Origin of the sequence: Arcobacter arenosus (assembly GCF_005771535.1) — a bacterium.
Lineage (GTDB): Bacteria > Campylobacterota > Campylobacteria > Campylobacterales > Arcobacteraceae > Halarcobacter > Halarcobacter arenosus.
In genome coordinates this window covers 312746-334645 of sequence record NZ_VANU01000001.1, presented here as the reverse complement: position 1 = coordinate 334645, position 21900 = coordinate 312746, and the positions used below count along the sequence as shown (strand labels likewise).

At 26.9% G+C, this 21900-nt stretch carries 26 protein-coding genes; 8 read left to right on the top strand and 18 right to left on the bottom strand.

All coding sequences use genetic code 11. The features are described 5' to 3' along the window. From FDK22_RS01745 to FDK22_RS15630, 16 genes are all read right to left on the bottom strand, one after another. Complete coding sequence (locus FDK22_RS01745) at nt 1-1146, bottom strand: MFS transporter (protein ID WP_138151141.1); 1146 nt, start codon at nt 1144-1146, stop codon at nt 1-3. 59 nt (nt 1147-1205) lie between these two features. Next, a complete protein-coding gene (locus FDK22_RS01740; RefSeq protein WP_138151139.1) occupies nt 1206-1553 on the bottom strand; it encodes a metal-sulfur cluster assembly factor in 348 nt (115 codons plus the stop codon). A 17-nt stretch (nt 1554-1570) separates the two neighbouring features. Then, nucleotides 1571-1975 carry a SufE family protein gene (locus FDK22_RS01735; protein WP_138151137.1) on the bottom strand — a complete coding sequence of 135 codons (405 nt, stop codon included), beginning with the start codon at nt 1973-1975 and terminating at the stop codon, nt 1571-1573. Between the two features lie 12 nt (nt 1976-1987). Continuing rightward, the gene (locus tag FDK22_RS01730; RefSeq protein WP_138151135.1) at nt 1988-3169 is read right to left on the bottom strand and encodes an aminotransferase class V-fold PLP-dependent enzyme; all 1182 of its coding nucleotides are present in this window, start codon (nt 3167-3169) and stop codon (nt 1988-1990) included. Nucleotides 3170-3171: 2 nt separating this feature from the next. Further along, nucleotides 3172-3999 (bottom strand): SufB/SufD family protein, encoded by an 828-nt coding sequence (locus FDK22_RS01725; protein WP_138151133.1) that lies wholly within the window; start codon nt 3997-3999, stop codon nt 3172-3174. Beyond that, nucleotides 3986-4744 carry a Fe-S cluster assembly ATPase SufC gene (gene sufC / locus FDK22_RS01720; protein ID WP_138151131.1) on the bottom strand — a complete coding sequence of 253 codons (759 nt, stop codon included), beginning with the start codon at nt 4742-4744 and terminating at the stop codon, nt 3986-3988. Before sufC ends, FDK22_RS01725 begins: the two co-directional genes overlap by 14 nt. Before the next feature lie 17 nt (nt 4745-4761). After that, nucleotides 4762-6198, bottom strand: a complete 1437-nt coding sequence (sufB, locus tag FDK22_RS01715; protein ID WP_138151129.1) for a Fe-S cluster assembly protein SufB — start codon at nt 6196-6198, stop codon at nt 4762-4764. Nucleotides 6199-6376: 178 nt separating this feature from the next. After that, the gene (locus tag FDK22_RS01710; protein WP_138151127.1) at nt 6377-7303 is read right to left on the bottom strand and encodes a c-type cytochrome; all 927 of its coding nucleotides are present in this window, start codon (nt 7301-7303) and stop codon (nt 6377-6379) included. A gap of 85 nt (nt 7304-7388) precedes the next feature. Further along, nucleotides 7389-8522: a sensor histidine kinase gene (locus FDK22_RS01705; protein ID WP_138151125.1), complete on the bottom strand. Its 1134-nt coding sequence runs from the start codon at nt 8520-8522 to the stop codon at nt 7389-7391. Further along, entirely contained in the window at nt 8503-9171 is a 669-nt protein-coding gene (locus tag FDK22_RS01700) for a response regulator transcription factor (RefSeq protein ID WP_138151123.1), read from the bottom strand. The genes FDK22_RS01705 and FDK22_RS01700 overlap by 20 nt, the downstream gene beginning before the upstream one ends. Then, complete coding sequence (locus FDK22_RS01695; protein WP_138151121.1) at nt 9168-10052, bottom strand: cache domain-containing protein; 885 nt, start codon at nt 10050-10052, stop codon at nt 9168-9170. Before FDK22_RS01695 ends, FDK22_RS01700 begins: the two co-directional genes overlap by 4 nt. A 71-nt stretch (nt 10053-10123) precedes the next feature. After that, a complete protein-coding gene (locus FDK22_RS01690; protein ID WP_138151119.1) occupies nt 10124-10819 on the bottom strand; it encodes a class I SAM-dependent methyltransferase in 696 nt (231 codons plus the stop codon). Between the two features lie 139 nt (nt 10820-10958). Continuing rightward, nucleotides 10959-11174, bottom strand: a complete 216-nt coding sequence (locus FDK22_RS15950) for a transposase (protein WP_420836713.1) — start codon at nt 11172-11174, stop codon at nt 10959-10961. A gap of 261 nt (nt 11175-11435) precedes the next feature. Continuing rightward, nucleotides 11436-12038 carry a hypothetical protein gene (locus tag FDK22_RS01680; protein WP_138151117.1) on the bottom strand — a complete coding sequence of 201 codons (603 nt, stop codon included), beginning with the start codon at nt 12036-12038 and terminating at the stop codon, nt 11436-11438. A 58-nt stretch (nt 12039-12096) separates the two neighbouring features. After that, nucleotides 12097-12456 (bottom strand): hypothetical protein, encoded by a 360-nt coding sequence (locus FDK22_RS01675; protein ID WP_138151115.1) that lies wholly within the window; start codon nt 12454-12456, stop codon nt 12097-12099. After that, a complete protein-coding gene (locus FDK22_RS15630; protein ID WP_171012888.1) occupies nt 12443-12613 on the bottom strand; it encodes a hypothetical protein in 171 nt (56 codons plus the stop codon). The genes FDK22_RS01675 and FDK22_RS15630 overlap by 14 nt, the downstream gene beginning before the upstream one ends. A 362-nt stretch (nt 12614-12975) precedes the next feature. Between FDK22_RS15630 and FDK22_RS01670 the strand changes: the two genes are divergently transcribed. After that, nucleotides 12976-13278, top strand: a complete 303-nt coding sequence (locus FDK22_RS01670; RefSeq protein ID WP_138151113.1) for a BrnT family toxin — start codon at nt 12976-12978, stop codon at nt 13276-13278. Further along, entirely contained in the window at nt 13268-13531 is a 264-nt protein-coding gene (locus FDK22_RS01665; protein WP_138151111.1) for a hypothetical protein, read from the top strand. The genes FDK22_RS01670 and FDK22_RS01665 overlap by 11 nt, the downstream gene beginning before the upstream one ends. Before the next feature lie 106 nt (nt 13532-13637). Here the strand turns inward: FDK22_RS01665 and FDK22_RS01660 are convergent, their stop codons facing one another. Together FDK22_RS01660 and FDK22_RS01655 are read right to left on the bottom strand one after the other, a co-directional pair. Beyond that, a complete protein-coding gene (locus tag FDK22_RS01660) occupies nt 13638-14306 on the bottom strand; it encodes an amino acid ABC transporter permease (RefSeq protein ID WP_228711611.1) in 669 nt (222 codons plus the stop codon). 132 nt (nt 14307-14438) lie between these two features. Next, nucleotides 14439-15254: a transporter substrate-binding domain-containing protein gene (locus FDK22_RS01655; RefSeq protein WP_138151107.1), complete on the bottom strand. Its 816-nt coding sequence runs from the start codon at nt 15252-15254 to the stop codon at nt 14439-14441. 156 nt (nt 15255-15410) lie between these two features. Here FDK22_RS01655 and FDK22_RS01650 point away from each other — a divergent pair, with 156 nt between their 5' ends. The 6 genes from FDK22_RS01650 (at nt 15411) to FDK22_RS01625 (ending at nt 21811) form a co-directional block, all read left to right on the top strand. Next, nucleotides 15411-16172: an ABC transporter permease gene (locus tag FDK22_RS01650; protein ID WP_138151105.1), complete on the top strand. Its 762-nt coding sequence runs from the start codon at nt 15411-15413 to the stop codon at nt 16170-16172. A gap of 11 nt (nt 16173-16183) precedes the next feature. Then, on the top strand, nt 16184-17098 hold the full coding sequence (locus FDK22_RS01645) for an MlaD family protein (protein ID WP_138151103.1): 915 nt from the start codon (nt 16184-16186) through the stop codon (nt 17096-17098). Then, complete coding sequence (locus tag FDK22_RS01640) at nt 17095-17748, top strand: hypothetical protein (RefSeq protein ID WP_138151101.1); 654 nt, start codon at nt 17095-17097, stop codon at nt 17746-17748. The genes FDK22_RS01645 and FDK22_RS01640 overlap by 4 nt, the downstream gene beginning before the upstream one ends. Nucleotides 17749-17881: 133 nt before the next feature. Next, nucleotides 17882-19078, top strand: coding sequence for a NifS family cysteine desulfurase (locus FDK22_RS01635; protein WP_138151099.1), 1197 nt, complete (start codon nt 17882-17884; stop codon nt 19076-19078). 24 nt (nt 19079-19102) lie between these two features. Further along, nucleotides 19103-20083, top strand: coding sequence for an iron-sulfur cluster assembly scaffold protein (locus tag FDK22_RS01630; RefSeq protein ID WP_138151097.1), 981 nt, complete (start codon nt 19103-19105; stop codon nt 20081-20083). Nucleotides 20084-20212: 129 nt separating this feature from the next. Further along, on the top strand, nt 20213-21811 hold the full coding sequence (locus tag FDK22_RS01625; protein ID WP_138151095.1) for a methyl-accepting chemotaxis protein: 1599 nt from the start codon (nt 20213-20215) through the stop codon (nt 21809-21811). Nucleotides 21812-21900 lie beyond the last annotated feature (89 nt).

Below are 21900 nucleotides of genomic sequence, written 5' to 3'. Positions count from 1 at the left end.
TTAGTTAAATGCTTCAAATTTATTTCTATTTAAAAATACAAATAAAAATGCAAAAGCTAATAATACTAAAAACATATAAATTGTAAAGTTCCATCCTAATTCTGCATAGACTATAGAAGGAATGATAGAACCAACAGCTCCTCCTAAATAGTAAAAGCTTAGATACATTCCCGAGGTTAAGGCTTTTTGTGAAGCTTTTAAGGAGTTTGCTATTCTAGTTGATAAAGTATGAATAGTAAACATTCCTATACAAAATACAAAAACTAAAGAGAATAAAAGTATGGGATTTGTTGAAATAAATAAACTTGTTGAAACTAGAAATAAAACTATCCCAGCCATAATAGCACGTAATTCTTTTTTGAAAAAGTTAACAATTTTATGGATAAATAAAGATATTAATATACCCATTCCATAACCTAGATATAAAAGTCCTACTTGTGTTTCACTAACATTTGGGTCAAGCTCTTTTACCCTAAAAGGAAGGATATTTAAAAGTCCTGCAAAAACAAAAAATATAATAAACATTTGTAAATAGATTATTACAAATCTTTTATCTTTTAAAATATTTGTAATATCTTGAAGTTTTGGTTTAACTAAATTAGCATCATCATCAAAGTTTAGTGATTTAATAAAATAAAGACCAAGTAATAAAGCTAGAGATAAGGAAAAGAAAACTATTCGCCAACCAAACTCTTCAGCAATAAACCCTGAAAATACTCTTCCTACTAAACCACCAAAAACAGTTGCTGCAACATAAATTGACATATTTACTTTCGTATTTTTTTTATCCTTTGCAAGTATTGCCATACATCCAGTTAATATAGCAGGAATAACAATTGCTTCAATAGTTCTAATGGTTAAAAAAAGTTCATAGTTATTTACAAAACCTAAAATTAGATTTGTAATTAAAAGTATTGAAGAAGCAATCATAAGAACGGTTTTTATTTTAACTGATTCTAAGATATATCCATAAAAAATAGGTGATATTGCTAAAAAAAGCATTATTACAGCTGTAAAAGATGATGCTTTTACAATAGATACATCAAACTCTTTTGATAAAAGTGGTTGTAAGGGTTGAGTTGCATACATAACTGATAGGAGTATTGTTATAGTATATATAATTATAAAAAGTTCTTTTTTCTTCATTATGGAACTATATCAATATTTTCCTAAAAGTGTATATTAAATTTATGATTATTTATTTTTTAAAAAATCGCTGCTCCACTTGCTCCCATAACCTCTTTTGCATCATCACTCATCATACTTGGCTCCCATGGTGGATCAAAGGTAAGTTTTACATATGCTTCATCAATTTCTGGTACACCAGAAGTTGCATATCTAACTTGGTCAACAAGTGATTCAGCTACAGGGCAAGCAGGAGAAGTAAGAGTCATCTCTACATTTGCGTATAAATAGTTTCCATTTTCTTCAAATGTAACACTATAAATTAATCCTAAATCATAAATATTTGCAGGAATCTCTGGGTCATAAATATTTCTATATCTTTTTTCTAATTCTGCTTTTAATTTTTTTTCTAATTCTTCATTTAACATTTTAAGTCCTCTTAAATTTAAGAGTTTGCATACTCTTTTATTTTTTTTATCATACCAATTACACCACTTTGTCTATTTGGTGTAATAACTTCACTAAGACCTAATTCATAAACTATATCCATATCAACTTCTTTTAAAGTTTGTTTTTCAAGTCCTGAAAATATCTCTAAAATTATATAGATAAGTCCTTTTACAATAATTGCATCTGAAGTACCTTTAAAATATAGTTTTCCATCTCTTTCTTCACATACCAACCATACTTGAGAGGTACAACCATGAACTATATTTGAAGGGGTTTTATATTCATCTTCAAGGGGTTCTAGTTTTTTCCCTAGGTCTATAATATATTCATATTTTTGTAGTTCATCCTCAAAAAAATCTAAATCTTCTTTTATACTTTCAACTTTTTCTTCAATACTCATAAATATTATCCTTTACTCTAACATACTTAAAGCTTTTTTCAAACTTTCAATTAATCTGTCTACATCTTTATAATCATTATAAAATGCAAGGGAAACTCTAATTGTCCCTTTTATTCCAAGTTTATTCATAATAGGTTGTGCACAATGGTGACCAACTCTTACTGCTATATTCATTTTATCAAGTAATATTCCTATATCATCATGGGAAATATTCTTAAAATTAAAACTCCTACTTGCAATTGAATTCTCAATCTTGTTATAAAAGATTATGTTAGGAAGTTCACTTAATTTTAAATCTAAGTATTGATATACATCTTTTTCTATAGTTTTTATATTCGCATATCCTACATGACTGATAAATTTTAATGCTTCACCAAAACCAATAACTCCAGCAATATTTTGAGTTCCCGCCTCAAATTTATAAGGACTTGGTAAAAGTGTAGAACCAGCATAATCAACTTTATCAATTGTAGCACCACCTGTTTGATAAGGGTCAAACTCTTCTAAATATTTTTCTTTTATATATAAAGCACCAACTCCTGTTGGTCCAAATGATTTATGTCCTGATATTGCAAAAAAATCTACATCTAAAACTTGAACATCAATATGGGTATGTGTTAAACTTTGTGCCCCATCTATTAACACTACACTTTCATATTTATGTGCTAGTTCAATGATTCTTCTAATATCATGAATTATTCCAAAAGCATTTGAAATATGAGTAACTGATACAAATGATTTAGGGTTGTTTTTTAACAACTCTTCAAAATGAGCAAAATCAAAACCTAAATTTTCATCACAATTTACAACTTCTAATCCTGCACCTAATGTTCTTCCTTGCATATGCCATGGAACAATATTTGAGTGATGTTCTAAACTAGAGATAATAACTGTTTTAAATTTTTTAGCATAGGAACTTGCAATAAAGTTTATTGATTCAGTAACACCTTTTGTAAATATAATCTCTTCTTTTGATGAAGCATTTATAAACTCTTTTAAAATTTTTCTACTCTCTTCATATTTAGTAGTAGCTTTATTTGCGTCACCAAAAGAACTTCTGTGAGTATTGGCACAATACTTTTCATAATATTCAATTTGAGAGTTAATTACACTTTTTGGCTTTTGTGTAGTTGCTCCATTATCTAAATATACTGTTTGAGAGTTAGCAAAAAATGGAAAATCTTTTTTAAACATAACTAAGCCTTTTTTTGATTTTTTATAAACTCTTTTATCTTTATATCTTCAATTTTATCGTAAATTTTATTCTCAACAGCTTTTAATAAAATATGTTTTGCTTCTTCCTTTGATATACCTCTAGCTTGTAAATAAAACAATTGCTCTTCATCTAAACTTCCTGTTGTAGCTCCATGGGATGCTTCAAGTTCATCAATATTAATCTCTAAATGTGGCTGTGCAAAAATTACAGCATCTTCACTTAAAAGTAAAGTTTCTGAATTTTGATAAACTTTAGAGTTTAAAGCTTTTTCATTTACAATTGATTTTGCATCAAATGTTGCTTTTACTTTGTCATTTAGTAGATGTTTATATGCAATATCACTTAATGCATTTGGTGCATTATGTATTGTTCTAAAAATTGATTTAGAATCACTATCATTGTAAATTTTAACTAAACCATTTACATTAAAAATTGCATTTTCATTATCAAGTGGTGTTTCATATGTACTTTTTGTTGAACCTTCACCAAACTCTAAATTAAACATATTAATTTTACTTTCATTTCCTAAATTGATTTTATAGTTAAAATCAACTACACTTTTTTTCTCTAGGGTTTGGTATTTTAAGTACTCTAATTTTGCACCATCTTCAATTACTAAATCTCTTTCATATTCTCCAATTGAATTACCACCAGAAAATATTTCAATAATTGATGCTTTTACACCTTTTTTTAGTTTTATTCTAATTTTATTATGACTCTCTTTTTTCAAATCATATGAAATTACAAGGGGTTCAATCGTATCTTTATCAATTAAAAGTTCTTCGTTTTTCAAATTAATTAACTTCATCTTTTATTCCTATTGCTTCATAACCTTTTGCATCTAATTCAAGGGCAAGGTTATAGTCACCTGTTTTTACTATTTTTCCATTGTGCATGATATGTACAAAATCAGGTTTAATTGCAGATAATAGTTTGTCATAGTGTGTAATCATTAAAAGTGACTTTGATTTGTCTTTTAATAAATCATTTACAACATTTGCAACTGTTTTAACTGCATCAACGTCAAGTCCTGAGTCAATCTCATCAAGCATAATTAAATCTGGTTTTAAAAGAAGTAATTGCATTAATTCATTTCTTTTTTTCTCTCCACCAGAAAATCCATCATTTAAATCTCTTTGTAAAAGTTTTCTATCAATATCAAACTTTCCAAGCTCTTCTTTTGTAAGTTTTAGAAAATCCATTGCATCAAGTTCTTCTAAACCATCATGTTTTCTTTTTTCATTTACTGCTGTTTTTAAAAAATAGCTATTGTTTACTCCAGGAACTTCAACAGGGTTTTGAAAACTTAAGAAAATCCCTTCTTTAGCTCTCTCACTAACATCTAGTTCCATCAAATCTTTATCTTTGTAAACTATTTTCCCATCAATAACTTCACAATCATAATGATCACTTAGTGTTTTTACAAGTGTAGATTTACCTGCACCATTTTGTCCCATAAGAACATGAACTTCACCTGGATTTATCTCTAAATCTAAACCTTTTAAAATCTCTTTATTATCTATATTTACTTTTAAATTATCAATTTTTAACATAATACATTCTCCTTTTTTTAACCAACGCTTCCCTCTAAAGAGATACTTAATAACTCTTTAGCTTCTGCTGCAAATTCCATTGGAAGTTCTTTTAACACTTCTTTACAAAATCCATTTACAATCATTGCAATTGCATCTTCTTCATCAATACCTCTTTGTTGTAAATAAAACAATTGCTCATCAGAAATTTTTGATGTAGTAGCTTCATGTTCTATTTTTGCACTTGGGTTTTTAATCTCATGGTATGGATAAGTATGTGCTTTACAAGTATTACCAATCAAAAGTGAATCACACTCTGAGATATTTCTTGCATTTTTAGCTTTTTTACCAACCCTTACTAATCCTCTGTATGCATTTACACCTTTCATAGCAGAGATACCTTTTGAAATAATTGTTGATTTTGTATTTTCACCTAAGTGAATCATTTTAGTTCCTGTATCTGCTTGTTGGGCATGAGATGAAATTGCAACTGAATAAAATTCTCCAACAGAATTTTTACCCTTTAAAACACAAGATGGATATTTCCAAGTTACTAATGAACCCGTTTCAACTTGTGTCCATGAAATTTTTGAATTAACTCCAGCGCATAAACCTCTTTTTGTAACAAAATTTAAAATACCACCTTTACCCTCATCATCACCTGGATACCAGTTTTGAATTGTTGAATATTTAATATGTGCATTATCTAGTGCAACTAGTTCAACAACTGCTGCGTGAAGTTGTCTTTCGTCCCTTTGAGGAGCTGAACAACCTTCATTGTATGATACATATGAACCTTCATCACAAATAATTAGTGTTCTTTCAAACTGCCCAGTATTTAAAGCATTTATTCTAAAATATGTTGATAATTCCATTGGACATCTAGTATTTGGTGGAATATAAACAAAACTTCCATCTGTAAAAACTGCACTATTTAATGCTGCAAAATAATTGTCTCCTGCACTTACAACTGAAGCTAAATATTTTTTTAAAATATCAGGGTGATTTTGTGCTGCTTCACTAATAGAACAAAATATAATTCCAAGTTTTTCTAACTCTTCTTGAAATGTTGTTTTAACTGAAACAGAGTCAAATACTGCATCAACTGCCACACCTGCAAGCATTTTTTGCTCTTCAAGTGGAATACCAAGTTTTTCATATGTTTTTAAAATTTCCGGATCAACTTCATCTAAACTATCTAAGTTTTTCTTTGGAGCAGAAAAATATGATATGTTTTGATAGTCAATTTGTGGATATCTTAAATTTGCCCAATTAGGCTCTTCCATTTTTTGCCATCTTTTATATGCTTTTAATCTAAACTCTAATAACCATTCAGGTTCATTTTTCTTTTTTGATATAGCTTTTATTACGTTTTCATTTAATCCAACTGGAAATGTATCACTTTCAATTAGTGTTTCAAATCCAAGTTTATATTCTTTTTTTAATAAATCTTTTATTTGACTATTGTCGCTCATATCGACTCCTTTTTTAAATAGGACAAATTTTGTCTTATTTCTATAATGTAAATTTAACATATGTTCATTAAAAGAAAATTAAGAGATTTAACTAAGTTAAAAAGATTAAGATATAGTTTGGAAATATTGGAAGAAAATATTGTATCTTTCAAGGGATAAACACCCTTGAAAGATTTTATTATTTGCCAGTTTTGATTTGTTGTAAATCAAGTCCTAGAGATTTAAAGTTGCTTTCTACTGTATGTTTTTCTTCTAAAACTGCTGAGTTATAGTATCCCATCTCTTCTTTTGGCAATAATGCTTTTTGAAGATCAAATGGTGCTCTTTCTTGAGCATTCATAAATAACACAACATCAGCCACTTCTTGGTCGCTTAAACTTCCACCTTGTCCTAATGGCATATTAGATCTAACCCATGAAGCAGCTTTATCTAATTTACTCATACCAGCACCTGTGTTATAGCTTAACCAGTTACCATTAGCATCTTTTCCCCATAGTGGAGGAAATACTGCTATACCCTCTCCATTTTGTCCATGACATGAAGCACATTTTTTTGCATACACATCTTTACCAGCCAAATAGTTTTCATGTGTTGCTTTTTTCTGAATTGCTTTAAAATGTTTTACACCTTTTGGGTATAGTTTTGTATTGTGAGTACTCCAAGGACCTTTTTCATTCATTTTAATAGGAGTACCTTCTGATAACCAAGTAATATAAGCTGCAATAGCCATACTAGCTTTTGAATCTACAATAAGTCTTTTACCATTCATACTTCTCATAAAACAGTTATTTGATCTATCTTGTAAAGATTGAACTGTTTTTTCTCTTTTTGACCAAGCAGGAAATTGTGCGGCTGTACCAACCCAACTAGAAATCCCTTTTCCAGTACCTACTTTTCCATCAGGACCTTTTAAGTGACAACTTTTACATTGTAGTTTATTTCCTACAAAATCTTTTGTTAGAGGGTGTGTATCTGTGTTGTTTACAATATCCTCACCTAATTTTACAAGTTTTCCAACTTCACCTGTTGGATAATCTTTTGGTGCAAGCATTTCATTTGCAAATGAGATTGTTGCCAAAAGTAGTATTGAAATTAAAAACTTCATTTTTTCTTCTCCTTTTAATTTTTAAAATATTAACAATTGAATATAAATTAAAAGTTGGTTTTTAGAAAGTTAATTTAAGATTTTATTAAGAAAACTTGTATGTAAAGTTTGTTCCTACATTTAGTTTTGTTTTTATATCTATTTGTATAAGATTTTTATCACAGATATTTTTGACGATATTAAGTCCAATTCCAAAGCCTCCTTGAATAGTCTCTTCTCTATGGTATCTATGGAATATTTTTGATGTATCTTTTATCCCTTTGCCAAAATCTTCAACACTAAAAAGTGTTTGGTTTTGAGTATTTTTTCTTAGAGTTATATTTATTTGTGAAGATTCATTAGAATACTTTATTGCATTTGAGAGTGTATTATCAATTACTCTTTGAAGTTCAATTCTATTTATATTAATATTTATATTATCATCAATATTTTCATTTATAGAAATATTTTTTGAATGGGCAAGACCTTTAAATATATCGATTCTTTGTTTTAAAAATATAGAAAAATCAAAGTTTTCTTTTGTATATGAAACTATATTTTGTTTCATAAGATATTCTATATCTTCATAGGTTAATTGTAAATTTTTTACTGCATTAAGTGATCTTTTTACTTCCTTTGAATCTTCATATTTGTCTTCTAATAATTCTAAATTTAATTGTAATATTCCTAATGGAGTTTTAAGTTCATGCATTGCATCATTAAAAAATCTATCTAAGTATTTATTAGCTTTTTTATAGGGAGTAACGGTTTGTTTTAGTATTAAATAAGCACTGATAAAAGTAAATAATCCAATACTCAAAACTAAAATTGATATTTTTAGATATATCTCATTTAGATTTAATTTTTTACTTATTACAAGTGTTTTTGCATTTAATCTATTTTTATTTAGTGTAAATTTTTTTATAATAAAGCTCTTATCATGGGATATTTCTTTATTTGAGGAAGCATAAATGATTTTGTTATCTATGTTATAAATATATGCATTTATATTAAAAGATTTTGGAAAATAAAAAATATCGTTTTTAGAATTTGTAAAATCATATATAGCTCTTTGTATATTTAAACCATGTTGTTTTACAAGATTTTCTTGATTGAGTGTATAGTTTTTTATTTCACTTTTTGTATAAAAATATGTAGGTATAAAAATTAGTATGACTATAACTAAAGCGTAGGAAATAGATAGTTTTATGAGGTGGTTTTTATTTACCAGTTCTTTCAATTTTATATCCTATCCCTCTTTTTGTTTCAATAAAATCTTTTGAGGTTTTATCTCTGATATTTTTAATAAATACTCTAATATCAGCTTCATTCATATACTTGCCTTCCCAAATCTCTTCTCTTAATTGATTTATACTTACAAAAGAGTTCTTACAACTAATCAATAAAAAAACTATATCTTCCTCTTTTTTAGTAAAATTGATTTTTTGCTCATTTTTAAAAAGTTGTTTGTTCAAAATATCATAAAAGAAATCTTCTTTTATCTTGATTTTTTTATCATTGGTATTAAAATAAAATGTTTTTATTAGTTGTTCTATACGATACTTTAACTCTTTTGGTGAAAAGGGTTTTTTAATATAATCATTACACCCTAACTCATAACCCATACTAAGATTGTTTATATCAGTTAGTGATGTTATAAATATAACTGGAATATCATTATTCTCTTTTCTCAAAGCTTTTACTATCTCATAGCCATTTATTCCAGGGACTCTAATATCTAAAATTAGTAGTTGATAGTTTTTTTCAAAGATTGCATCATAAGCTTCATCTCCGTTATCAAAATCATCAACATCATAGTTTAATGTTTCCAGATACTCTTTTATACTATTTTTGTAGTCATAATCATCTTCTAGTAAAAGTATTTTCATTCTATTAATACTCCTTCACTTTTGATTGATCTATTTTTTTCATATGATTTATAAATTTTTATAGAGTCATTATTTGCTAAAGAGATTATTATATATCCTAGCCTTTCCCTTTTAAATGAATAAATAGAAAAATATGAAAATGCTTTATTTTCATTTGTAAAATATCCATAATCTTTTAGCTGATTTAGAACTTCACTTTTTAAAGGTTCTATCTCTTTATTTTTATCATTTACTAAAGTGTATTGACCTATTTTTGTGTTTTCTTTTAGAGTGTCTGCAATATTGAGAAATTTGTTTTTCAAAAGAATATATGTATCTAATCCCTCTTTTTTTAATTCTTGTTCTAAATACTCAAATCCAATAATTACCTCAATTGAACCAATTATTTTATTGTTTTCAACTAAAGGGGAGATTGCTTTTATATTTAATCTTTTTCCTAATTCTATAGATACAATAGGTTTTTTATCTTTGTGTGCTTTTACAATACCATGCCTAAAGCTTTCAAGGGGAATATCTTTTATGGATAGATTCCAACTTCGTAAATAGGTGCTTAAATCTTTGTTATGAATTTGTACATCAATTTGACTGTTTTGTAGTTTTTTAAGAAGTTTGATTTTTCTATTTACAACTTCAAAGCTTTTTTCTCTATTTTTTTGTTTAAAACTGTCAATTAACTCTTTATCTTGAGCCAAAATTATCGAAAGAGATAAGGCATATCTTTTTTGTTCTTCAAAAAGATATCTTGTAGTTGTCATAGCATTTTCTAAATTGTTTATTAGGTTGTTACTTTTATTTATTAAAGTTAATTTATAAAATAAAATTGATAAGGCAAGAGCAGTTATTACAAGCAATATAAATACTGTTTTATTTAATGTTTTCAAGTATATATTCTCATTTTAATAATTTTTGTGTTTAACTCTTATTGTATCTTTTAAATACTTACTTTAGGATATTAAATATTTTTTTTATAAACAGCAAAGTAGTGAGGAACACTTGGAGTTTGCTTATCATCATAGGCTAAGAAACTTTGTTCTTCTAGTTTATCAATTGAGATAAATTCATCAAGTTCAGATTTGCTAAGAGGTTTTGGAATTTCATCTTCTTTTTCCCCTTCTTCTCTACTTCTACATGAAACTAAAATATATCCATTTTTTGCAAGAAGTGAGCTCATTGAAGCCCTTGCTTTTTTTCTATATTCATTTGGTAAAACTTGAATTGTATTACACTCATAAACTACATCAAAAGATTCAAACCACTCTTTTGGGTAATTAAATAAATCGGCAATTACATATTTAACATTTGAATTTGGGTATCTATTTTTGCAAAGTTCAATTGCAGTTTGTGAGATATCAAAGGCTGTAACTTCAAAACCAAAATCACTTAAAGCTTCGGCATCATCTCCCACACCACAACCAATAACACATGCTTTTTTATTTGATTTTTGAACTATTTTTTTCTTTAACCATTCAATTAAAAAAGGGCTTGCTTCCAAATCCGCCCAAAAAACTTTAGAAAAATCACCATTGGCACTTTGATAAATATAATCAAACCAATCTAAAACTTTGTCTTGTTCGTGGTATTCTTTTACCATTTGTTTATATTCTTCATATGAGAATGTATCTTTGTGTAAAAAATTTAGTTCTTTCATTTTTTGATTTTAGCTTCTAATTTATTAGTATAATATGAAATAGGATAAGTTAAATGTAAAACGGCTTGTGAAATGTTAATTATTTGCTTATGAAATGTGAGTACACATTTATCAAGCATAATTAAAACTACACCCAAAACTACACCCCAGAGGATGAATCTCCATTTATTATTCTCATAAAAGTGGATAAGTTTTCATTTTGTGTTTCAATTAATAAGTGGTAATGATTATCCATAAGAGCATAGGTATGTAAAATTACTTTATGTATTTTTGCTGTTTTATTTATAATTTGCAAAAACATATCTTTATCATTTACATGATTAAAGACATCGCATCTATTTACTCCTCTATTTATTACATGATGGTATCTGCAAAATCTACTCTTAATCTTGTGGGCATCTTTTTACCTTTATTTATATATATTATCTACAAAGTAAAATCTCTTTTTTTAGAAACTTTAATTTATTGATTCTTCATATTCTTAATTCATATTCTTTAATCTTAAAAGTGGAGATTCATCCTCTGGGGGTGTTATTTTGTTATTTTAAAAACTTTACGTTGGTACACATACCATCTATAACTTTAGTTAATTCATTGCTTGCCATTTATTCTCCTTTTATTTCTTAACTTCATTTAATCTATTAATTCTTTCAACAACTTCACTAATTTTTGGTTTTAAATTTGGACATCTATAGTTCAACATTTTAAATACAGTTGGTACATTTGTTTGTGCTTTGTAGTTAAATAAACTATTATAAAATACTTTCGACTGATAAGTTTTGCTATTTTCTACATAGTCTAATAATTTATCTACATATTTAGTTACAATTTTTTTATTATCTTCTGAATAGCAAATTGATTTAGGTAATTGTTGAGTCTTATTTATCACTACATAATTAACTATAAGCTTTGTATTTATTGAAACCATATCATACAAATATTCACGTTTCATAAATTCCTTTTTTTTTGAAGTATCTATAAACTTCTTATAAGCAACTTTATATTTTTCTTTTACTTTAGATTGTAGATTCATAGCATTTATATCATTCTGTTCTAATTTTGATTTTCCAACTATAGAGTTTGAATTATATCTACGAGGAAACTTTTTGTAATAGAAACCTGATAATATAGCCATAGTTTGAAAACGGAACTTTTCTATTTCATCAATATTAAAATAAACATTTCCATCAGGATAACGCATTATCATCTCATAAATCATGTCATGCTTTATCCTAAATTCAGTATAAGGTAAATTCTCATATGCTAAAGATAGATCATTACGGGGGAGTTCCTAAAAGAGAATAGATTTCTTTATAAAAAAGTGTCCACCAAACTATATCTTCAACACTATTTTTAGGAAGTAATTCTTTTCCTTTTTGAAAATGATAATCTAATTTTTTTAATAATGGAGCCATTACAAAACTATCATAATCAAAAAATGGATGTAACTGTTTTATATAGATTCTATATTCCATTGCTTTTAGAAACTGAGCACTGGCTTCTTTATTTGTTGATTTTTCAAGAGGATACATTGATAAAACTTCTTGATAAGTTGACTCTTTCCAAATATTTATCAATCCAAAAATAGTTAAAATTATTGAAACTAACACAATTAACAGAATTTTATATTTTTTCATTTATTTCTCCTTTTACTAATTCACTACACTGCCCACAACAATCAGGTACTATTTTCTCATCTAACATCTCTTTTATCTCCTTCTTTGTTTTTACCAAACTCTTATCTACCATACAACAACATGGGGAAACGGTTCCATCTACAAAATAAAACTGCATTAAATCATGGTCTATATACTTACAAGAATAGTTTGTATACTCTTTCTCTTTTAGTTTATATTTATTTTGATATGAAGTTTTAGTTTGTAGACTTTGTATAATAATTGGTATTTCATGTTTTTTACAAACTCTTTTAAAGGTTTTAAATCTTGTTTGTAATCTGTTGCAAATATTTTTATTTTTTTTCTAACATCAAATTAAAAAACATCATTTCATAAATATATCAAAAAAACACTTTAAAATAATCAAAAATATTACAATTTGTAATCAAATCAATTGAATTAAAAAATATTCGTTAAAATCCAAAGTATTGACAATAAAAAATAAATATAATAAAATACATTGTATATATAGGAATAGAAATGTTTAAAAATAAAACTATAAGATATTCTTTTGAAAAAAATGAGATTTTAAAAAAAGATAGAGATATTAGTTTTGAAGATGTGATTTTAAGTATTGAAAATGGAAACTTATTAGATGATATTGAACATCCAAATAAGGAAAAATATCCAAATCAAAATATATTTATAATCTTGGTTAAAATTAAAGATTATGTATATTTAGTACCTTATGTTGAAGATGAAGATTCAATATTTTTAAAGACAATTATTCCTTCAAGACAGATGAATAAAAAGTATAATAAAGGAGCTAAAAATGACACTTGATAAATATGAAGAAGAACTTTTACAAAGTGTTGAAAATGATGAATGGAAGAGTAAAAACAATAGAGAGAAAAGACTTAAAGAATTACAATCATATATTAAAAACCAAAAGAAAAAAGCTATATCTATAAGGGTAAATGAAAATGATATTTATGAACTAAAAAAGAAAGCTTTAGAAAACTCTATTCCATATCAAACAATAATACAGATACTTATTCATCAATTTGCATCAAATAAAATTAAATTAGATGTATAAACTATAACATAGATGTGCAGGAGATTTAAAATGAATGTCAAACCTATAAAAACAGAACAAGATTCCATTTGAAAGTTTGTTTGGAATAAAAACTATAGTCTAGAGGTTATTTACGTATATTTGCCTCTAGTTTATTTGTGTAGTAAGAAATAGGGTATGTTAAAAGTAAATATCCTACTGCTAGTGGGATATAGCTTTCTAAGGTTGAATAAGTATATGCATTAACTTCTTGGGCATTCATTGTAAATTCACTAATAGAGATAATTGATAAAAGGGATGAGTCTTTTATAATACTTGCAAATTGTCCTGTCAACGCTGGTAACATTCTTCTAAATGCTTGGGGAAAGATTATATATCTGTACATTTGATAATTTGTCATTCCAAGACTTAAAGCAGTTTCATATTGTTCAAAATCCACTGATTCTATTGCACCTCTTATAATTTCACTTACATAAGCTCCTGCAAAAAGTGCCAAAATAACAGTCCCAACAATATATCTATTTTCAAAACCTAAATTATTAGCAAATACATAAAAGAATATAAGAATTTGAACAAGTAGGGGAGTTCCTCTTATAATTTCAATATAAAATCTTGAAAAAAATCTAAGAATTATTAGTTTTGAATTTTGTGCATAAGCAAAAAACAAACCAATTATAAAACTTAGAATTAAAGCAAAAAATGAGATGATGATAGTCATAAAAAAACCATCAATAAATTTTTGTCTATATTCCCAAACACTATCCCAGTTAAAAGTGTAAGATACATTTTTAAACATAAAATAAAATGTAATAAGTACTAAAACAATAAGAAAGATTAGATTAAAGAGATAAACAAACTTTGAAGTTTGTCTATCTTTTTTTAATCCTAATTCATGGATAAAAAAATCTTTTAGTTTAATAATTACTTCCTAGAAGAAGAATGGAATGCCAAGTTCATCAAATGTTTTTTTAGCATCTGTTAAATATTTATTTGCAAAGGTATCAAATGTTCCATCATCTTTTGCTCTTTTAATAAAAGTATTTACCTCTTCTATTAGTGGGTCATTTTGTCTTAAAGCAACTCCCCAATACTCAAAATCTTTTTGAAAAGATTGTAACAATGGAACAGTTGTATCCATATTTTTTGCATAGTTTTTATAAATAGTTAATTGATCATAAATAAAACCATCAGCTTTACCTTGAACAACTTCAAGAACACAAGCTGCCTCTTTATCAAAAACTAAAACTTCAGCATTAGGTAAATTATCTTTTGCATAGATATGTCCAGTTGAGCCTTTTTTTACTGCAACTTTTTTACCTGTGACATTTAAATCATCTATTGATGTTATACCTGAATTCTTATTTGCTAAGATTGCAAGGGAACTTTGAGCATAAGGAATTGAAAAAGCAATCGATTTTTTTCTCTCTTCAGTAATTGTCATAGAAGAGATTATTATATCAATTTTTCCAGTTTTTAGTGATGGAATAAGTCCATCCCATGCAATGTTTTCTATTACAACATCTCTTCCTAAATATTCACCTAAGGCCTTTGCCATATCAACTGAAACCCCTGAAGGTGTTCCATCTTTATCGCTCATTTCAAAGGGTGGATAAGCTAATTCCATACCAACTTTTAAAACCTTTTTTTGAGGTTCCTCTTGTGTTTTAACGTCCTCTTTTTTTTCACCACATCCTACTAGAAAAAGTACTAAAATAGATGAAAATACTATTAACAAGTTCTTCATAGCTTTCCTTTATAAATATATGACAATATTATCTCTAAATAAACTTACTGTAAAGTTAGATATAATTTTCCAATGTATAAAAGTTGTGCTTTTTTTTGAATTTATATTTAGTTAGAATTTGTAATAATTTTAAAATCAATAAATAAAGAGTCTATATTGTTTCTGAAGTTTTTAGAAAATACAGGAGATAAAACAATCCTATCTGTAAAAGAGGGGTTTAGTTTTATTTTTTTTGTATTTGAGTCAATTTTAAATATTCTTAACCCTTTTAGTTACAATAAAACTATGTTTAAAAATCTTGTTTTAGAGATTTATGAAAGTAGTATAAAAAGATTTCTCTCTTTTTTGTTTTTAGCTGTTGTTTTGGGTTCTATTTTAATTTTAATAGCAATGATATTTGCAATAAGGTTTAATTTAGTGGAACAAATTGGGGTTTTATTAATCTCATTTATTGTAAATGAATTTTCTCCAATATTTACAACTTTATTTTTTATTTTTGTCTATGGCTTAAGTATACAAGAAAAAACAAAACTTGAAAGTTTAAATGATAAAAATGATATTCTTAATTTATATAATGCAAAACTTGTTAATTGTATTTTTTTAGTACCTTTGATGTCCTTTTTATTTGCAACTTTGATGATTTTAAGTGCTTGTGTTGTTTCTATATTTTTTTTAGATTTTAGTTTAGAAACATATAAAAATTTGATTATAAACTCTATATCTTTAGAAAATATATTTATATTACTTATAAAATCTTCTGTATCAAGTCTTTTGACTATGTTAGTACCTATATTTTATGCAAATAAATTAAGACAATTTAACAAAAATATTAATGTTGCTTCTAGTCTAAAAATTTTTATTATAATGTTGATAATACTTTTAAGTATTGAATTGGCATCAATTTTGATTGTTTATTAAGGGTATATTTTATGGAACACAGTAAAACAAAAGTTAGAGTTGGAATATTTGTATTTATTTTATTTTTAAATTTTATTGCAGCAATTGTTTACATTGTTATAGAAAAAGGTCTTTTAGAAAAAAGGTACTCTTATACTTTTAATTCATATAGTGCAGAATCTTTTTTTGTTGGTATGCCCATAAAGGTTTCTGGATTTACAATTGGTAAATTAGATTCAATTGAATTATTAGATAATGGAACAGTAGATTTTGTTTTTAGTGTTAATGAAAAAAATCAAAAATGGATTAATGAAGGAAGTTTATTGATGTTAAAAAAACCATTATTAGGTTCTTCTCATATAATTCTTTATTCTGCAATTGGAAATTCAATTTTAAATGATGGTTCAAAACTAGATATAATTGTTAGTAATGACATTGATGATTTAGTATTAAAGTTAAATCCTGTAGTTACAAAATTAGAGAATATAGTAAATTCAGTTGATAAGATAACAACATATTTAGCAAAAGATGATTCTGAATTGATGAAAATTGTAAAAAATATAGAAAAGTTTACTTCCCTTTTAATTGAAAATAAATCATTATTAACAACAATTACTGGAAATGAAAAAGCAACAAACTCCTTGATTGATAGTATGGAAAAATTGCCAAGTTTAATGAATAATATTAATAAAATAAGTTCTAATGTTGATAAAGAAATCATTCCTGAAGTTACAAAGTTTATAAAAGAATTGAGTGAAATCGCAAAAGATATTGAGAACAAATTACAAAAACTTGATGGTGTTGTTAATTCAGTTGGTTCATACGATAAAGATTTATTACAAATAAAAGATGGAATTAAAACAGGAATATTAAAATCAAATGAGATAATTGAAAAAGTAGATAATCTTTTCCAAAATCAAACAGATAAAAAGGTTATTTTACCATGATATTTAAAACTTTTATTTTCTCTTGTGTATTATTTATTTTAGTTGGATGTTCTTTTAAAGCTATACCTAATCAATGGGAATATGATAGTGCAAAGGCTTACAATTCTTATATGAAAAACTTTTTATCAAATAAAGAAATCCTTGCAAAAAGTGATTTAGAAAAAGCTATTAATTATGCAAAACAAAGTGCAAATTTAAATCAACTTGCAAAAATTTATTTAGGTAAATGTGCCTTAAATATTAGTATTGGGATTAATTTAAATTGTCAAGATTATCAAGATATAAAAAGATTAATTAACAATAAAAATTTAGATGTATATTTTTCAATGCTTCAAAAAAAACTTAAAAAAGAAGAGTTGAAATTTTTGCCAAAACAGTATAAAAAATTTTATCAATATTACTTTGATGGAAAAATTGTTAACTCCTTTGATTATATATTTGATGTAGAAAATATCACTTCATTATTTGTTGTTTCTAGTTTACATAAAGATAAATTATCTAAAAATCAAATCAATGAAATTATTGACAAAGCCTCATATTATGGTTATAAAAGAGTTGTTCTTTATTGGTTAAATAATTTATATGAAAAAGAAGAAAATAAAATAAAAAAAGATTTAATTTTAGAAAAAATAAATATCTTAAAATCTTAAAAAAAGCTAATTTGTTTAATTAAGACAATTTTTATCCTATTTAAAATATAATGTCGCCAATTTAATCAAAATCAAACGATTTTTATGGAATAGTTATTGCATAGAAATCTTTAAAAGAAAAATAGGAAAACGTATGGAAGTATATTTAGACAATAATGCGACAACAAAGGTAGATCCAGAAGTATTTAAAGCAATGGAACCATTCTTTTGTCACATTTATGGAAACCCAAATTCATTACATAAGTTTGGAGCTGGAACACATCCTAAGATGATTGAAGCTTTAAACTATTTATATGAAGGTATTAATGCAGCTGATGAAGATGATATTATTATTACAGGAAATGCAACAGAGAGTAATAATACAGTTATCAAAGGTATTTGGGTTGATAAAATATTAAATGGAAATAAAAATCATATAATTACTTCAGAAGTTGAACACCCAGCAATTACTGCAACATGTAAATTTTTAGAAACTCAAGGTGTGAGTGTAACTTATTTACCAGTTAATGAAGAGGGTGTTTTAGAAGCATCATCTGTAAAAGATTATATTAGAGAAGATACAGCTTTAGTATCTATTATGTGGGCGAATAATGAAACTGGTAAACTTTTCCCAATCAAAGAGATTGGAGCTATTTGTAAAGAAGCAGGAGTACCTTTTCATACTGATGCAACTCAGGCAATTGGTAAAGTTCCTGTTGATGTTCAAGCATGTAATGTAAACTATTTATCGTTTTCTGCACATAAATTCCATGGACCAAAGGGTGTTGGTGGATTGTATGTTCAAGATGGTTTTGCTTTAACTCCATTATTACATGGTGGTGAGCAAATGGGTGGACATAGAGCTGGAACTGTTGATGTAGCTTCTATGGTTGGAATGGGTGTTGCAATGAAATTAGCAACTTCACCTATGGCTTTAGCTTATGAAGAAAATCATGTTAGAAAACTAAGAGATAAATTAGAAAATGCAATCTTAGAGATTCCAGAAACAATAGTAATTGGTGGAAAAGAAAATAGAACTCCTAATACAACACTAATCTCAATTAGAGGTGTTGAAGGTGAATCAATGTTATGGGATATGAATCAAAAAGCAATTGGTGCTTCTACTGGTTCAGCCTGTGCCTCTGAAGACTTAGAAGCAAATCCTGTTATGAATGCCTTTGGTAGTGACAGTGAATTAGCTCATACAGGTGTAAGATTTTCATTAAGTAGATTTAATACTGAAGAAGAGATTGATTATGCGATTGATGTGATTAAAAATGCAATACATAGATTAAGAAATATTTCAAGTTCATATGCATACACACCAAAAAATCACGTATCACAATTATAAGAAAAAAAGATAAGGAAATAAAAAATGGCTAAAAATGATTTAATTACTGGTTCAATTTGGGACGAATACTCAAATCAAGTTATTAGAAGAATGGATGACCCAACTCATCAAGGTGAAATTACAGAAGAGCAAGCAAAACAGATGGGTGGAAAATTAATCGTTGCTGACTTTGGTGCAGAATCATGTGGAGATGCAGTTAGACTTTATTGGTGTGTAAATCCTGAAACTGATGTAATTTTAGATTCTAAATTTAAATCTTTTGGTTGTGGTACAGCTATTGCTTCATCTGATGCTATGGCAGAACTTTGTGTTGGAAAAAAAGTTCAAGATGCAGTAAAAATTACAAATATTGATGTTGAAAAAGCACTTAGAGACCATCCAGATGTTCCTGCAGTTCCACCACAAAAAATGCACTGTTCAGTTATGGCATATGATGTTATTAAAAAAGCAGCGGGAACTTATCTTAATGTAGATATGGAATCTTTTGAAGAAGAGCAAATTATCTGTGAATGTGCAAGGGTAACATTAGGTACTTTACAAGAAGTTATTAGAATCAATGACCTTAAAACAGTTGAACAAATTACAGATTTTACAAAAGCTGGAGCATTTTGTAAATCATGTATTAAACCAGGTGGACATGAAGAAAAAGATATCTATTTAGTTGATATTTTATCTGATGTTAGAGCTCAAATGGAACAAGAAAAATTAAAAGCAGCTGCTGATACAACTGAATCAGGTGAAAATTCATTTGATAAAATGACTATTGTTCAAAGAATTAAAGTTATCGATACAGTTTTAGATACAGATATTAGACCTATGCTTATGATGGATGGTGGTAATATGGAGATTATTGATATTAAAGATAATATGCCTCACTACGATTTATATATTAGATATTTAGGTGCATGTAATGGTTGTGCATCAGGAGATACTGGTACATTATATGCTATTGAATCAGTACTTAAACAAAAAGTTGACGAGAATATTAGAGTATTACCAATCTAATAATTAAATATTTAAAATAATATTTTAAAAGCCCATACTTAGGTGTATGGGCTTTTTTTTTGATTAAAATACATTTATTTACTACTAAAATAGAAAAATTAAGATAAAATAAGTTAACAGATAGATAACATGAAAATAATTTTAGGAGAAAATATGTTTGGTTTTGGCAAAAACGAAGAAGAGTCTGCACGATTAAGTGCAATGGAAGAGAATTACGCAATTATTTCTTTTAAACCTGATGGTACAATTATCCATGCAAATAATAACTTTTTAAATGCTTTAGGATATAACTTATCAGAAGTAGTTGGAAAACATCATAGAATTTTTTGTAATAGTACTTATGTAAATTCAAGAGAATATGAAAATTTTTGGAAAGATTTAAATAGTGGAAAATCAAATATTGATGAATTTGAAAGAATTAGAAAAGATGGAAGTTCAGTTTGGATTCAAGCTTCATATACTCCTGTTAAAGATAAAAGTGGGAAAGTAATAAGGGTAGTTAAATTCGCACAAGATATTACTTCTTCAAAAATGGTAATTGATGCAGTAAATAAAGCAATTGATTTAGCAAAAACTGGAATTTTTAATCAACAAATAAAAGAATCAACAGATAATGAAGGAGTAGAAGCATTAAAAAATGGGGTAAATGATTTATTCCAAATTGTTTCATCAAAAGTTGATGGGGATTTAAATAAGGTATCAGTTGCACTAGCAAGTTATCAAAAATTAGACTTTACCCATAAAATTTCTGGAAATGATATTGGTGAAACAGCAAAAGGTTTAAACTCTTTATCTGATGTAATTACAGCAATGCTTTTAGAAAATAAAATAAATGGTTTAACTTTAGATGAAAGTTCAAATATTTTACTTAAAAATGTAGATTCTTTAAATGTAAATTCAAATGAAGCAGCAGCATCTTTAGAAGAAACTGCAGCAGCTTTAGAGGAAATTACTAGTAATATCTCATCTAATACACAAAATATTGTAAAAATGTCAGGTTTTGCAAATCAAGTTACTGCTTCAGCATCTGAGGGTAAAGATTTAGCACAACAAACTACAACTGCTATGACAGAAATTGATGATGAGGTAAATGCAATTAATGAAGCAATCACAGTAATTGATCAAATTGCATTCCAAACAAATATTCTATCTTTAAATGCGGCAGTTGAAGCTGCTACAGCAGGTGAAGCAGGAAAAGGTTTTGCAGTTGTTGCTCAAGAAGTTAGAAACCTAGCAAGTAGAAGTGCAGAAGCAGCAAAAGAGATCAAAAACTTAGTTGAAAATGCTACAAACAAAGCTAATAGTGGTAAATCAATCTCAGAAAAAATGATTAAAGGTTATAATGAATTAAGTGATAATATTGCAAAAACGATTGAATTAATTTCTGATATTGAAGGTGCTTCAAAAGAGCAATTATCTGGAATTGAACAAATAAATGATGCAATAAATAGCCTTGATCAACAAACTCAATTAAATGCTTCAATTGCAAACGAAGCCCATGATGTAGCAGTTCAAACTGATGAGATTGCTAAATTAATTGTTATAAGTGCAGATGAGAAAAACTTTGATGGTAAAGAGAGTGCAAAAGCAAAAGCTGTAAATAGAAAATCATCTTCAGTACAGGTGCAAGCTCCTAAAAAAGTTAATCAACCTAAGCAAGTAAGCCATTCTCAGCCAAATAAAATAGTTAGTAATGTAGCTGATTCAGATGAATGGGAAAGCTTTTAATTATTTAAAAATATAATCTACTAAAAACTGCGTATTATATAGCTTTTGATATAATACGCAGAATCTATTAATATTAATACTACATTTCC

Coding starts and splice junctions, on each gene's coding strand:
- FDK22_RS01745 (WP_138151141.1), bottom strand. CDS start 1,146: ATGAAGAAAAAAGAACTTTTTATAATTATATATACTATAACAATACTC.
- FDK22_RS01740 (WP_138151139.1), bottom strand. CDS start 1,553: ATGTTAAATGAAGAATTAGAAAAAAAATTAAAAGCAGAATTAGAAAAA.
- FDK22_RS01735 (WP_138151137.1), bottom strand. CDS start 1,975: ATGAGTATTGAAGAAAAAGTTGAAAGTATAAAAGAAGATTTAGATTTT.
- FDK22_RS01730 (WP_138151135.1), bottom strand. CDS start 3,169: ATGTTTAAAAAAGATTTTCCATTTTTTGCTAACTCTCAAACAGTATAT.
- FDK22_RS01725 (WP_138151133.1), bottom strand. CDS start 3,999: ATGAAGTTAATTAATTTGAAAAACGAAGAACTTTTAATTGATAAAGAT.
- sufC (WP_138151131.1), bottom strand. CDS start 4,744: ATGTTAAAAATTGATAATTTAAAAGTAAATATAGATAATAAAGAGATT.
- sufB (WP_138151129.1), bottom strand. CDS start 6,198: ATGAGCGACAATAGTCAAATAAAAGATTTATTAAAAAAAGAATATAAA.
- FDK22_RS01710 (WP_138151127.1), bottom strand. CDS start 7,303: ATGAAGTTTTTAATTTCAATACTACTTTTGGCAACAATCTCATTTGCA.
- FDK22_RS01700 (WP_138151123.1), bottom strand. CDS start 9,171: ATGAAAATACTTTTACTAGAAGATGATTATGACTACAAAAATAGTATA.
- FDK22_RS01690 (WP_138151119.1), bottom strand. CDS start 10,819: ATGAAAGAACTAAATTTTTTACACAAAGATACATTCTCATATGAAGAA.
- FDK22_RS01680 (WP_138151117.1), bottom strand. CDS start 12,038: ATGATTTATGAGATGATAATGCGTTATCCTGATGGAAATGTTTATTTT.
- FDK22_RS01675 (WP_138151115.1), bottom strand. CDS start 12,456: ATGAAAAAATATAAAATTCTGTTAATTGTGTTAGTTTCAATAATTTTA.
- FDK22_RS15630 (WP_171012888.1), bottom strand. CDS start 12,613: ATGCAGTTTTATTTTGTAGATGGAACCGTTTCCCCATGTTGTTGTATG.
- FDK22_RS01670 (WP_138151113.1), top strand. CDS start 12,976: ATGTTTAAAAATAAAACTATAAGATATTCTTTTGAAAAAAATGAGATT.
- FDK22_RS01665 (WP_138151111.1), top strand. CDS start 13,268: ATGACACTTGATAAATATGAAGAAGAACTTTTACAAAGTGTTGAAAAT.
- FDK22_RS01660 (WP_228711611.1), bottom strand. CDS start 14,306: ATGTTTAAAAATGTATCTTACACTTTTAACTGGGATAGTGTTTGGGAA.
- FDK22_RS01655 (WP_138151107.1), bottom strand. CDS start 15,254: ATGAAGAACTTGTTAATAGTATTTTCATCTATTTTAGTACTTTTTCTA.
- FDK22_RS01645 (WP_138151103.1), top strand. CDS start 16,184: ATGGAACACAGTAAAACAAAAGTTAGAGTTGGAATATTTGTATTTATT.
- FDK22_RS01640 (WP_138151101.1), top strand. CDS start 17,095: ATGATATTTAAAACTTTTATTTTCTCTTGTGTATTATTTATTTTAGTT.
- FDK22_RS01635 (WP_138151099.1), top strand. CDS start 17,882: ATGGAAGTATATTTAGACAATAATGCGACAACAAAGGTAGATCCAGAA.
- FDK22_RS01630 (WP_138151097.1), top strand. CDS start 19,103: ATGGCTAAAAATGATTTAATTACTGGTTCAATTTGGGACGAATACTCA.
- FDK22_RS01625 (WP_138151095.1), top strand. CDS start 20,213: ATGAAAATAATTTTAGGAGAAAATATGTTTGGTTTTGGCAAAAACGAA.